Genomic DNA, 13,654 nt, shown 5'->3' with positions numbered 1-13,654 from the left:
CCCCCACCTCATTAATATGAATTTTCTCTTAAAATCTAACATCTGAGATAAATAAACTACACTTTTCATATCAACTTCTTGGATATGGAAATGCGCGTGGTAGGAATCTTTTCTTGGAACAACCTGTCGGTAAAACAAAAGCTATTTGGGTTGGTTTTGCTGCCAATTTTATTGTTGCTTGTCCTCGCGGGTAAACATGTACAAAGCCTTTCTATCCAGGCTCAGGAACTACAAAAAGCACAGTTATTCTCTGTCTACATAGACCGCGTATCTTCGCTTTATCACCTACCGAATAACCCTGATGTAATAGATAAGCAACTAAAAACTCAGCAGATATCTCAATTGTTACGCGACACCGCTGCACCAGTATTCGGTGAAAACGCTGAGATACTAAACCAGTTGACAAGCTTTGAGGAAGCAACCCTCTCGATGCTCTCTTCGCAAAATCAAGAAGAAAAGTTAGATGCGGCAGAGTGGCGCGCTGATACGTTCAAAGAAATCCTCATGAGCTTAGACAAAGTCTATTTTAGAAATGTGAGTTATGAAACAAACACTCACCTTTCTTCTTTGATGCAACTTGAATGGTTGATGTTTTGGTCCACTGAAGAGCATAGATTAAGCGAATATTTGATTCGATCTTCAGAGGAAAATAACGAGTACGACCTCACAACACAGGCTTCTATCCAATCTTTAATCCAGAACCAACAACTATTTCTAGAGCGTTTTGTGACGCTAAATGCCAATCAACAACAAGTAGATCTGCTCATTGAGACGTTTACGGGTGAAGTCTTTATCAAAAGCCAAGAGTTTCGTGCTTATTTATTGCAACCAGCTCAACTCAAATCATTAACCCCGGATGAGATTGATGCGGGGTTATCTGCACTCAACAAACGCTTATCGTTATTACAAAGTGTTGACGACAAAATGGAACAACAGCTGAGTGATGATATATCAAAGACAATCAACACGACGACACAGCACCGCTTTACCTTTATCGCAATGATGAGCCTTTTAACGCTGTTGGTCGTAAGTTTAACGCTAAGATTGGTGCGAAAAGTTACTGGAAACTTGAATCTAGTCCTCAAATTTCTCAGTAACGAAAGCAATGAACAAAGTAACACTGAAAATTCACCTCTTGCTCAACTAATAAAGGGTAAAGACGAGCTGAGTAAGTTTGCTCGAGAGGTAAAAAAGCTTAGTGATGAGCGGATGTTGTCCAGACTAAAGCTCACACAAGCTAAAGAAGATGCAGAACAAGCAAAAGATGATGCAATTAAGGCGAGTAAAGCCAAAAGTAGCTTTTTGGCCAACATGTCCCACGAGATCCGCACGCCGCTAAATGGCGTTATTGGTATCTCTGAAGTCTTATCCGATACTTCCCTGACTGCCACACAACGCGATTACGTCGACACGATTGAAACCTCCTCCCAACTGCTTTTGAGTTTAATTAATGACGTTCTAGACTTCTCAAAAATTGAATCTGGGATGTTGCTCATTAGCCCACATTCAACTTGTGTTCGAGAGTCTATCTATGACATTGCTTCTATCATTTCACCGAAAGCAAAGGAAAAAGGCATCGATGTGCAAGTCAACATTAGCCGTAACACGCCTTACCACGTAATGTTGGATGACCATCGTATACGCCAAGTTGTCATGAACTTCATGTCTAACGCGGTAAAATTTACCGAACAAGGCAGTGTTGAGCTATCGGTCATCACCCGCGAAATAAAAAATGGTGAAGCGGTCATCGAGTTTTCCGTTAAAGATTCTGGGATTGGTATTGATGCCCAGCAGCAAAAGAAAATATTTGCTCCATTTGCCCAAGAGGATAACTCTACTACCCGACAATTTGGGGGAACTGGACTTGGGCTTGCCATTAGCACGCAATTAGTTGAGCTAATGGGTGGAGAAATTCAACTTGAATCCGAGAAAGGTAAAGGCAGTCGCTTCTTCTTTGAACTAACTGCTCCTGTTGTGACGCAAGAGTTTAACGCTTATCACGCTCTGAATCACAACGATATATGGATTGTATGCAGCAGTACTCAACTAGAACAAAAACTGCGTAACGAGTTAAGTTTTTTCAACATCAATATAACGCAGTCAGTAGATACCTTAAGTGCGTTGCCAACGTGGATTGATAACGAGCGCGTTATCGTTATTCATGTAGAAGCATCACCAAATGCAGCGGCGATGCATATCGATGAGATAGAAAGCCTTTGTAAACGAAACATTCGTGTCTGCCTTATCAAGCACCTTCATAGCCCACAATTCGACTTTAGAAGCAGTATCAGCGCCTTGGTCACTCAGCCACTACTAGGGCAGCGCTTAATTAAAGCACTTGAAAGTTGTGCGGCAAATTTCTCGCACGCACAACAAGAGAGCATTTCAGCGCAACATGTTAAATCTTTGCCGAAAATTTTGGTCGTTGATGACAATACGGTCAATCAAAAAATCGCGGGGCTACACGTCACAAAAGCTGGCTTCGACTTTGATGTCGCAGTAAACGGACAAGAAGCGGTTGAGAAATTTCAACAGAATCAATACAGCCTAATTTTAATGGACTGCATGATGCCCGTAATGGATGGATTTGAAGCCACCCAAATAATTCGTCAAATAGAAGTAAAAGAAAAACGCGCTTTCAGAATTCCGATTATTGCTCTAACGGCAAGTGTGGTCGATGACGATATACAAAAATGCTTTGACGTTGGAATGGATGACTATGTGCCCAAACCGTTTAAAGCAGGGTTGCTTAAAGAGAAGTTAGATAAGGCAATTGGGTTACGTGTTTCCAACACGACGCCTGCTGAACCACACCAAGAGAACACCACCCCCGATAAAACTCATGAACTACCTGCAAGTTCTGAGCAACCAGAAGCAACGGTAACGCCTATTCGCTCCGAACGCATCTTGCTTGTCGAAGATAATAGAGTGAACCAGAAAGTGGCTTCTCTATTGCTATCTAAAGCAGGCTATCAATTCGAAGTCGCAGAAAACGGTCAAATTGCAGTCGAAATGTTCCAAAAAGATGGAAAGTTTGATGTTATTTTGATGGATTGCATGATGCCCATAATGGATGGGTTTGAAGCTTCTAGGCAAATTAGAGCTTATGAAGCGAGTAAAGGATTAGCTAAGACGCCCATTATCGCATTAACAGCAAGCGTCGTTGATGATGATATTCAACGCTGCTTTGATTCAGGAATGGATGCCTACGTACCAAAGCCTGTGCGCAAAGAAAAACTGTTGTATCAAATTGAACAAGCAATGTAGGTGGATTCTATGAGTAGAAATCATTCTCGCGTTGCTTTTCCTTTGCGTTACATAAAACGCTATCTGTTTATTCTGATTGCCCTTCTTTCATTAAATTGCCAAGCTCTCGCTGCAGAGAGCTACGCCGTTTTCTCATTTAATGACGAATTCTCTCCGCTCACTGTCAATAAAGCGCGAAAGTTGTACAGAGGGAAGACGCAACTTTTACAAGGCCAGCGAATTGAACTCTCTGACTGGCCTGCGACATCAACAGAAAGAGCTGAGTTCTATCGTTATCTTCTCAACAAAAATTTAGCGCAAATGAACGCGCATTGGGCAAGCTTGTCTTTTTCAGGTAAAGCTAGACCGCCAAAAGTGATTGCACGCTCCAGCATTGATGACCTCATAGCATGGATGCAAGAGAAGCCGAATAGAATTGGTTATGCCCCAACATCGAGCGTCCCTAGTAATGCTCATGTTTTATGTGTGGTTAGCTCGGAGAATTGATATGAAAAAATATTTAACCATGTTATCGCTGAGTATCGCGACCTTTCCGAGCTCAGCCACGATTGAACTAACAGAACAACTTTCTTTAAGTGGTTTTGGCTCTACTTCGTGGGCAAAATCCGATAACCCAACTACGGTACTAGTTAACCGCTTTATTGGCGATGAATCTTGTTTCGATTGCGATACCACTTTCGGCATGCAGCTCGATTATTTTCACAAGGCATTTCGGGCATCCGCACAAGTCGTAAAGCGCCCGCAAGACCATTGGAGCTCGCCTCAGCTCGAGTGGGCGTATTTGGCTTATACCTATAAAAACATAGAAATAAGAGGAGGACGCTTAAGACTGCCACTGTTTTTGATGTCTGAGTACAACTATGTCGGTCACGCTTTTACCCAAGCCCGCCCACCGAATGAGGTATATGACAGCATTCTAGGTATCACGGCTTATAACGGCCTATCTGCACGCTGGATTCATGACCTTAATGAGCAAGTCGTACTTACCGCCATGCCGTTTGTCGGGTTTAAAGACAATAGTGACGTAACCATCAATGAACGTACTGAATTGGAAATTGAGTCAAACAACACTGCAGGGATGAACTTAACGCTAAGCGGAGAGAGCTATCGTTGGAATTTTTCCTACCTCCACGGCGATTATGATCAAACAACGACGCTCTCTAACATTGAGCAGTCCACTCCCGGTGGCGGAACCACAATCATTGACCGTCTAGTTGAAACAGAAAAAAACAACACGATCGATCTGTTTTCTCTAGGGTTAAGATACGAGCTCGATAACATTGTGATTATGGCAGAAGGACAGACCAGCAATCTTTCCTCATCTTGGTACGCGACAACAAGTTATAATGTAAACAAGCTGACTCCTTATATTGTTTACGGTCAGCAGTTTAATAGTCGGGATAAAAAAAGTGGAGACAGTTTCTTACTCGGGTTGAGATATGACCTAGATTACAACGTTTCCCTGAATGCAGAATGGCAAAGGTTCAACGCCTACAATAATAGCTCTGGCGCGTTTTCATCAGCCCCAAAGGATGACAGTGCGAGCCTTTATACGCTAATGCTCAACTTCGTTTTTTAATGTTTCTTACAGTACCAATTTCCACAACACTGGGGGCTGTTGTATTAAGAAGGCTTTTTGCAACACGTAACTAAACGCTAAACGACTGGAAGGGATAGAATCGATCAGATAGGTAAGTGGCAATCCAAACAGAGACAAAGGTTACTCTATTTCGGTTTGTTTTGATTGCCTTTTAACCGCTTTTCTTTGCGTCGCAGTGCCCGGAAAAACTTTGACTCTTCGTGGTACCAACCAAGGACACTAATTGGGAAGCCCACGAGCATCATAATAAAAACATCCGCAGGGAGTTGTTCCCAAATGTCGCTTAAAGAATGCAGCTCTCCAAAAATGAACAAACCGATGACTTTACCAAGCAGTAATGCACAACAAATCATAAAGAAGGACTTTAATATATAGTGCCATTTGCCTTTTTTACGCTCTTCTCTCCAATAGGCATATTTATATTGTCGGTCGTACATTCATCCCCCTAAAGTAAACTTGCCGTAAGTTTAAGTATCTCGATAGCGTAAAGTGCGTTGGCACCTCTTTAATCATAGTGCGTATCTAAAGTGAATGCTTGTCGTGGCAATAAGAAGGTGAGGTATTCTGTAGTAAGAGCTACATAATCTCTGAACGTTATATGTCTTGTGTAATTCGGATGATGCGTGATTTTGCTTATCGCTAGTGTTTTCTGAACACCCAAATCGGGCCGATGAGTAGAAACTGTAAATCCTCAAAAAACGACGGTTTTTTACCTTCAATCTTGTGACCGATAAATTGCAATATCCACAATACACCAAACAAGAGCATAGAAATATGCAGAACGGGCAACATCAATACCTCTAGAGACCAAATAAGGCCAATGCACGCTAATGTGTAGCCGATCATCATCATGAATACGCTCAGAGACAAACGAAAATAGAAAACCCAAGTGGGGATCACCGCTACCCAAACCCAATTAAGTTCGAAGCCTAATAATGAAATCTGGGGAATCGACCAAATAAGTCCAACCACAGAAAGGTAAATACCTGGAACTGCGATTGTGTGAATCTTTTGGTTGATAGGGTTTTGGTGACTCTCCCCGTATTCTTTTAGCCATTCAGATAATGCTCGCATATCATTCCCCTTTTCCACCTTCTTATTCTTATATAGCCCGAGGATGAAAAAGGTGCGAATTTTTCCGTAAAGGCTACGAGCAACGAGCGACAAAACAACAGAGGCCAGTGCGTTGCCGATTACTCACCAAGCAACGCTCGTTGTGCTTTCGGCAGCTTGGCAACGACAAGAGCATAAGAGCGTTCACACAAGTCTTGAATCAACCCATCCTCGACATCACCGTTAAAATAAACCGTTATCCAATGACGCTTATTTAAGTGATAACCCGGGATAATATCCGTAAACTGCGACGTTAAGACTTCTCCATCTTCTGGTTTTACTTTTACGCTGACATACTCCCGACCGTTTCTCTCTGCAATGATGGCAAACATCTTGCCTTTGATTTTGTATACAAGCGCTTCAGGCCCAAATGGGAAATCGCTTTCTGCACACATGAAGGTACTTAAGTATTGTTCTAGTTCTTTGCTTTTCATATCCCCTGCCTCCTTCTGCGTTCTCATTCAAATTGTGGCAATAGCAATTTTAACGCCTGGTTAACCTGCTCTTTTTCATTGCCTTCTAAACCATGCAATAACGATTGCTGAACGTCTACATGCTCCAAAATTAGCTTGTCAATTAAGGTTAAGCCTTGCCCTGTTAGTTCAACGGTGACGCTACGTCGGTCTTCTTTACTATGGGTTCTGGTGATAAACCCTTTCTTCTCTAGTTTATCTAAGCGATTAGTCATCGCACCCGAAGTGAGCATCATCGACTCTATTAACGCTGAGGGAGTAAGACAATATGGTGAACCAGCTCGACGCAGTGTCGCTAACACATCAAATTCACCCATTTTCAGATCGTACTTCTTATGTAGCTCGGCGACCCTAGATTCCATGTGTTTTGCAATTCGCATTAGTCGACCCATTATTGCCATCGGTTCAGTGTCGAGGTCTGGCTTCTCCCTAGCCCACTGCTCTACCACTCTATCAATTGCATCCATTATTTCTCTCCAAACATCATATATTTTTTATTTTAACATAAAGATACTTTACAAAAAGCCACCTTACCGATATCGTTACATTTAATTATCTCTACATAAAGATATTTAACATGAACATTTTACTTGCGATGATTCCTGCCTTTTTTTGGGGGACGACTTACGCTGTTACTCAGTTTACTCTACCGGATTGGCCTCCCGTTTTACTTGGCGCTCTAAGGGCACTGCCTGCGGGTCTTTTGTTGCTGGCAATAAAGCCGTCGTTTCCGAAAAGAAGTGAGTGGAAGGTGCTGCTTGTTTTAGGAACCATCAACATCGCTTGCTTCTTTGGTCTCATTTTTGTCATGGCGTTGACGCTTCCTTCTGCCATCTCTGGTGTTGGTATGGTTTCGGTCCCCGTTTTTGCGATGCTGTTTGGTTGGGCGGTCTACAAACGCCAGCCTAGTGGCATCCAAGCTATAAGCGGCGCAACTTTGATTGCTTTAGCTTGGTTCTTATTTGATCCTAGCTCTATTTCTCTCGACCCCGTGGGATTACTTGCGATGATCTCCGCCATTATGTGCATCGTGATAGGAAGTAGCGTAACAAAGTCACTAGGTACAAAAATGCACTGGTGGACAGTGTTAACATGGCAGCTCATTTTGGGTGGCGTGATTATGTCTATCGCAACAAGTGTGCTGGCGATAAACAATCCAGAGCCATATGTTACTGTCGTTCAGGACGTATCCATGACGAATATTCTAGGGTTACTTTGGGTAATTATTCTGAACACCGCATTAGGGTATGGCATGTATGTATGGTTATTACAGCGGATGTCGGTCGTAGATTTTACCTTTGGTGGTATTGCAAACCCAGTCGCAGGCATTGTTTCGGGCCTACTGCTATTGGGGGAAACGTTCACTCCTCTGCAATACAGCTTAATGCTAGGAATGATCGTAATGTCATTACTACCTCAGCTCATTACGTCAATCAAAACGAAAAGAGCCGCGCTAACCTAGGAAACTGGCACCTTTAAAGCGGGATGTTATGACGTTATGGCTGTTAAGCGCTTGCAAGGTTAGTCAGGGGCTCTGGTTTAGCGTAAACATAACCTTGAATAAGGTAAATCGCATGCTGAGCCAGATATTCGACTTGAGCCTGGCTCTCTACACCTTCTGCAATCATCTCACATTCCGCTTTGTTCGCTGCAGACACAATTGAGTCCAGCACTTTCAACTTTTGATCGTCAGATCCTATTGGATCAATGAACATCTTATCCACTTTTACACACCGGATGCCCAAATCTTGTAGGTAAGAAAAGCCACCATATCCGGTACCAAAATCGTCAATTTTGAACTTGTAGCCTTTATTCGTTAAATACAAAATCTCTTTTTTCGCGGCCTCAGTGTCTTTTACTGGTATTCTCTCGGTCAACTCAAAATGAATTCTATTCGAGATTGGCCAATTTAACTCCGACAGCAACTTCGTTAATACGCCTGACTCTAAATGGGAGGAAACAATATTGATGCTGACCCACGTATGCTCGGGCAAGTCACTTAAGTCTTGTATGATTTTACGAATGAGCTGATTGGTCATCGGGATAATCAGGCCACTTTCTTCTGCAGCACCAATAAACATATTTGGTGGCACCATTCCATCACGTCGCGACCATCGAATCAGAGCTTCATATCCTACTGTCTTACCATCGCGACTATCGACAATCGCCTGGTAGTAAGGAATAAATTCTGTATTACTAATCCCATTTTCAATTAGACCTGTAATGGATTTTCTCAAGCTTTTACCAGATATGTATGCAAAGGCAGTCACAAGACCAGCAAGCACACTTACAAGACCGCCCCACAAAAGTACTCTTTCCTGAGCATAATGTTTAAGTTTTTCACCGCTGTATATCTTTATGAGCATGTTGGCTTGAGAATCTCCTGAAAAGAAAAACTCTTTTGACAGTGCGTTTTCTTCTCCTGCAATATTCGCTTTGCCACGGCTTATCGTTAAATCACCAAATATTGGTTCATCATACTTAAACTCTATAAATAGGCAGTCTTTGCAAGGCGTTTTTATTACCTCGTTAACCCAACTGTTATCAAGTACCCAGAAGACTTCAACGTGTTCATTATCATAAATGACCATCCACTCTATTTGGTCATTCTGTTGCGGCAAAATAAGTGATGCGAAAAAGTTTTCATCCATCTGAAATCGTTCACTACTAGATGGGCGAGACACTTCACTACCAACCGTGGAACACGTTTTTCCGCCTTCTGTGGTCATCGCAATAAAACGAATGTAACGGTTATAAAAACGTGGGTCGCGTAAAGTTCTTACATCACTATCACTACAAGTAAAATCTAACTGAGCAATCTGCTTCACTATTGCTCCGTCCAAATAGGCAGACCTTTGATTTAAATAATCTACGTAAGCATCTATTTTCGACGCTTTTACCGAGTTGACGTAAAAGTTGGTTATCGAATGAAAGGCCACTACAAATATGGCGATGGGAACTAAGCCGAGTAAAATGGCATACCTTGTATTCTTTGTTATCAAAGTTCGTCCTGCTAATCTGTCAAGCAACCTAAGTGGGATATGAATACTATCTCATTTTTATAGTCCAAAAAGTGAGGAATGACGCTCAATAAAATTATAGACTCAAGTGGCTTTCAGATGTCGGGATTTAGAATGTGAGCACCAAACCACATTCGAGGAGAACAAAGTAGCGACTAAGTGGAAAGTAAGAACGAGCCCAATTGTTAAGTCATCCGTAATAAAAGTGACGACTTGGAGCTTGAGCAATACTTTTTAGATAGGCAGCAGATACGCTAAAAAACAAAAAGGAAACGATTGATACCAACCGCTTCCTTGATTTGTTATTGCTATTTAAAAGCGCGTGAATTACGCCACTTCAAGAATCACTTTTTCCAACTTATCTAAACCTTCACTAAGCACTTCAGGCTCAATGGTTAGCGGCGGCAACAAGCGAATCACGTTCGCTTTTACCCCACAAGAAAGCAAAATCAGACCATTTTCTTGCGCTTTAGAAATCACCGCTTTGGTCATCTCTTGTAGCGGCTCACCCGTTTCAGGATCAGTAAATTCAATCGCCATCATCGCACCTGTAGTACGGATTTCACCGATAGCAGGCACTGACTGTTGCAGTTTTGTCATACGAGCATTGACCACTTCACCGATACCCATTGCTTTAGCACACAAGTCTTCTTCTTCGATAATTTTCAGTACTTCAAGACCAGCAACACAGCCAAGTGGCGAGCCCGCATAAGTGCCACCTAAACCACCAGGTAGTGCAGAATCCATCACATCCGCTTTCCCAACTACCGCTGAGATTGGGAAACCACCAGCAATGCCTTTCGCCATTGTCATTAGGTCAGGTTCAATGCCTAGGTATTCTGTTGCAAACATTTTACCGGTACGAGCAAAACCCGTTTGGATTTCATCGGCAATCAGCATAATACCGTGCTTATCACACAGCTGACGCAAGCCTTGTGCAAACGCTTCAGGTGCTTTGTAGAAGCCGCCCTCGCCTTGTACTGGCTCGAAGATGATCGCCGCAACGCGTGAAGGTTCAATATCGCACGCAAATAGGTCGTCGATCGCTTGTAAGCTTTGCTCAATGCTGATGCCGTGGAACGCATTTGGGTACGGCGCGTGGTAGATTTCATTCGGGAAAGGACCAAAACCTGCTTTGTACGGCGCTACTTTACCGGTTAACCCCATCGTCATATTTGTGCGACCGTGAAAGCCGCCTTTGAACGCTATCACGCCGCTACGACCAGTATGAGCGCGCGCTACTTTCACTGCGTTTTCGACCGCCTCGGCGCCAGTGGTTAGAAAGATCGCTTTCTTCTTAGTCTCACCCGGTGCAAGTTCTGTCAGCTTTTCAGCCAGCTCTACGAATGACGCGTATGGCGTAACCATCGCACACGTGTGTGAGAAATTGTCCAGCTGAGCTTTTACCGCTTCGCTAATGCGCTTGTGAGAATGCCCGGTGTTAGTTACCGCGATGCCCGCTGCAAAGTCGATGTATTTATTGCCTTCAATATCCCATACGTAAGCGTTTTCTGCTTTCTCGACGTAAAGTGGGTACAGTGCGCCCATACCTTGAGCGATAACTTGGCTTCTTCTTTCGTGTAGTTGTTGGTTTGTCATTGTTTTGTCCTTAATTAGTTGCCGCCAAAGCAGAGATATTTCACGTCCATGTATTCATCGATACCTTGTTTTGCACCTTCACGTCCGATACCGGACTGCTTAACACCACCGAAAGGAGCCACTTCAGTAGAGATCATACCTTCGTTAATGCCGACCATGCCGTATTCGAGCGCTTCTGCGATTTTCCAAACACGGTGAATGTTTTGGCTGTAGAAGTACGACGCGAGACCGTAGATGGTGTCGTTCGCCATTTCGACTAGCTGTTCGTCGCTGTCAAAACGAATCACTGGCGCGACAGGGCCAAAGATTTCCTCGGAAACAATCTTCATGTCGTGAGTAACGTCTTTGAGAACCACTGGCTGCATAAATAGACCATCGAGCTTTTTAAGCTCTGAAACCGGCTTCGCGCCTTGCTCGATAGCACCATCAATAAGCGTCTGAATGCCTTGCTTCGCTGACTCGCTGATCACTGGACCAATGTTGACCCCCTCTTCCAATCCGTTACCAACTTTGAGCTGCTGAACCGCAGCGTCAAACTTAGCAACGAATTCGTCATACACTTTGCTGTGTACATAGAAACGGTTCGCACAAACACACGTTTGACCTGCGTTACGGAATTTCGACGCCATCGCGCCTGCCACAGCTGCATCAATATCCGCATCATCGAATACGATAAATGGCGCGTTGCCACCGAGCTCCATTGATGTACGTTTGATGTCAGCCGCGCTTTGCTGCATCAGCACGCTACCGACTTGAGTAGAGCCAGTGAAAGACAACTTACGAATCAACGGGTGTGAAGTGAAGATAGCACCGACCTGACGGGAGTTTTCCCCCAATACCACTTGCAGCACATCGCGTGGGATACCCGCTTGATAGGCAAGCTCTGCAACCGCAAACGCAGACAGCGGCGTAGATTCAGATGGTTTTACCACAAAGCTACAGCCTGCTGCTAAAGCTGGCCCTGCTTTGCGCGTGATCATCGCAATTGGGAAGTTCCAAGGTGTAATCGCACAGGCGACACCAATTGGCTGTTTGATGGTCACCAAACGCTTGTCCGCACTTGGCGCAGGAATCGTCTCACCGTAGGTACGCTTCGCTTCTTCAGCAAACCATTCGATAAAGCTCGCGCCGTAAAGCACTTCACCTTGAGCTTCCGCTAGCGGCTTACCTTGCTCTAACGTCATCAAACGGCCAAGGTCGGCTTTGTTTTCTAACAGGAGTTGGAACCAACGATTGAGCATGCCAGCACGCATTTTTGCTGGCAGTGCCGCCCACTCTTTCTGCGCCACACTGGCACGTTCAATGCCATTTAAAATGTCGTTTTCGGTTGAAACTGGTGCGTACCCGAGGAGTTCTCCGGTCGCCGGATTAGTCACTGCAATGCCCTGTTGTGGATTCGCTACCATAAACGAAACAAGGCTTTGGTTTTGTATCTGTTGCATGGTCATTCCTTTTGACAACTCATCATCGCCGCTAAGCCAGCGGCGAGTTCATGTTTAAGCAGGGATCTGCTGCGTAATACAGTGAATGTTCCCTCCGCCGAGTAGAACCTCTCTCGACGGTATCGCGATGATTTGGTATTCCGGCATCGCGTTTTGCAAAATATCGATCGCCATAGCGTCGGTCTCTTCGTCCAGCATCGGCAAGAACACATGCTCGTTGACGATAAGAAAGTTCGCATAAGAGGCACTTAGGCGTTCGCCAGCTTGTCGACTCATTCCCGAACTGGCGTCAATGCCATTGGCTTCGCGCTCGCTGTAATGCAACGGACCCGGTAATGGCAAACGGACAATTTCAATATTGCGCCCTTTCGCATCGTGCTGAGATTTCAGTACTTGTTCCGCTTGACGAGATAACGCGTATTGCGGATCACTTGGGTCATCGGTCCAACTCAGTACCACCTTACCCGGAGCGATAACGTGCATCAGGTTGTCAACATGGCCGTCTGTTTCGTCATTGAATAAACCATTTGGCAACCAAATGACTTTTTCGATACCGAGATACGCCTTTAACTGCTCTTCAATTTGCGCTTTGCTCAACTGTGGATTTCGCCCCGGACTAAGTAAGCACTCTTCTGTGGTGTAAAGGGTGCCTTCACCATCGGTGTGAATCGCCCCACCTTCAAGTACAAACGGTGCGCGGTAATGATCAATACCGATGATGTCGCACACCGAACCAGCGACAAGATCGTCCTGCTGCCAGTTGTCGTAAAGGCCGTTGTATTCGCCGCCCCACGCGTTGAATTGCCAACTAATCCCACGGCGCTCGCCCGCTTGGTTAACAAGCACGGTCGGCCCGATGTCTCGCATCCACGCATCGTTAAATGGGATTTCCACCAAACGTACATCTGAGTGAAGCATTTGACGCGCTCGGTCAAAGTTGTGCGAGCACACCGCCACACACACTTTGGTCACTTCCGCGATTAAGTTCGCGATTCTGGCGAAGGTTTCTTGCGCGGGTAATGCGTCATCACGCCAATTGTCTTTCCTTTCTGGCCACGCTAGCCAAACTTCACTAACCGGCTGAAACTCAGCCGGAAAATAGAAGCCATCTTGCGCTGGTGTTGTCGATAACTTCATACT

At 44.4% G+C, this 13,654-nt stretch carries 12 protein-coding genes; 4 read left to right on the top strand and 8 right to left on the bottom strand.

Annotated features, from left to right (window positions below; genetic code table 11):
• Nucleotides 1–90: 90 nt before the first annotated feature.
• Genes R7190_RS06105 through R7190_RS06095 form a run of 3 tightly spaced genes read left to right on the top strand, consistent with a single transcriptional unit; the run spans nt 91 to nt 4,846 of the window.
• Nucleotides 91–3,267, top strand: coding sequence for a response regulator (locus R7190_RS06105; RefSeq protein WP_186584305.1), 3,177 nt, complete (start codon nt 91–93; stop codon nt 3,265–3,267).
• Between the two features lie 9 nt (nt 3,268–3,276).
• A complete protein-coding gene (locus R7190_RS06100; protein WP_017633987.1) occupies nt 3,277–3,753 on the top strand; it encodes a hypothetical protein in 477 nt (158 codons plus the stop codon).
• Nucleotide 3,754: 1 nt separating this feature from the next.
• Nucleotides 3,755–4,846: a hypothetical protein gene (locus R7190_RS06095; RefSeq protein WP_054577886.1), complete on the top strand. Its 1,092-nt coding sequence runs from the start codon at nt 3,755–3,757 to the stop codon at nt 4,844–4,846.
• Between the two features lie 146 nt (nt 4,847–4,992).
• Here R7190_RS06095 and R7190_RS06090 read toward each other — a convergent pair whose 3' ends face one another.
• The 4 genes from R7190_RS06090 to R7190_RS06075 all read right to left on the bottom strand — a co-directional run bounded on the left by R7190_RS06090 (nt 4,993) and on the right by R7190_RS06075 (nt 6,920).
• Nucleotides 4,993–5,304, bottom strand: a complete 312-nt coding sequence (locus R7190_RS06090; RefSeq protein ID WP_005377799.1) for a hypothetical protein — start codon at nt 5,302–5,304, stop codon at nt 4,993–4,995.
• A 202-nt stretch (nt 5,305–5,506) separates the two neighbouring features.
• Nucleotides 5,507–5,941 (bottom strand): DUF962 domain-containing protein, encoded by a 435-nt coding sequence (locus R7190_RS06085; protein WP_005377800.1) that lies wholly within the window; start codon nt 5,939–5,941, stop codon nt 5,507–5,509.
• A 119-nt stretch (nt 5,942–6,060) separates the two neighbouring features.
• A complete protein-coding gene (locus R7190_RS06080; RefSeq protein ID WP_017633985.1) occupies nt 6,061–6,414 on the bottom strand; it encodes an MmcQ/YjbR family DNA-binding protein in 354 nt (117 codons plus the stop codon).
• 23 nt (nt 6,415–6,437) lie between these two features.
• A complete protein-coding gene (locus R7190_RS06075; protein WP_005377802.1) occupies nt 6,438–6,920 on the bottom strand; it encodes a MarR family winged helix-turn-helix transcriptional regulator in 483 nt (160 codons plus the stop codon).
• A 110-nt stretch (nt 6,921–7,030) separates the two neighbouring features.
• Here R7190_RS06075 and R7190_RS06070 point away from each other — a divergent pair, with 110 nt between their 5' ends.
• Nucleotides 7,031–7,915, top strand: coding sequence for a DMT family transporter (locus tag R7190_RS06070; protein WP_025766728.1), 885 nt, complete (start codon nt 7,031–7,033; stop codon nt 7,913–7,915).
• Between the two features lie 43 nt (nt 7,916–7,958).
• Here R7190_RS06070 and R7190_RS06065 read toward each other — a convergent pair whose 3' ends face one another.
• From R7190_RS06065 to aguA, 4 genes are all read right to left on the bottom strand, one after another.
• Complete coding sequence (locus R7190_RS06065) at nt 7,959–9,281, bottom strand: EAL domain-containing protein (RefSeq protein ID WP_318137527.1); 1,323 nt, start codon at nt 9,279–9,281, stop codon at nt 7,959–7,961.
• A gap of 519 nt (nt 9,282–9,800) precedes the next feature.
• Nucleotides 9,801–11,072: a 4-aminobutyrate--2-oxoglutarate transaminase gene (gene gabT / locus R7190_RS06060; RefSeq protein ID WP_025766730.1), complete on the bottom strand. Its 1,272-nt coding sequence runs from the start codon at nt 11,070–11,072 to the stop codon at nt 9,801–9,803.
• Nucleotides 11,073–11,086: 14 nt separating this feature from the next.
• Nucleotides 11,087–12,514 carry an NAD-dependent succinate-semialdehyde dehydrogenase gene (locus R7190_RS06055; RefSeq protein ID WP_017633980.1) on the bottom strand — a complete coding sequence of 476 codons (1,428 nt, stop codon included), beginning with the start codon at nt 12,512–12,514 and terminating at the stop codon, nt 11,087–11,089.
• A gap of 54 nt (nt 12,515–12,568) precedes the next feature.
• On the bottom strand, nt 12,569–13,651 hold the full coding sequence (gene aguA, locus R7190_RS06050; protein ID WP_017633979.1) for an agmatine deiminase: 1,083 nt from the start codon (nt 13,649–13,651) through the stop codon (nt 12,569–12,571).
• Between the last annotated feature and the right edge of the window lie 3 nt (nt 13,652–13,654).

The sequence above is a fragment of the Vibrio sp. 1078-1 genome, from assembly GCF_033340475.1.
This window is presented reverse-complemented; position numbering and strand designations above follow the sequence as displayed.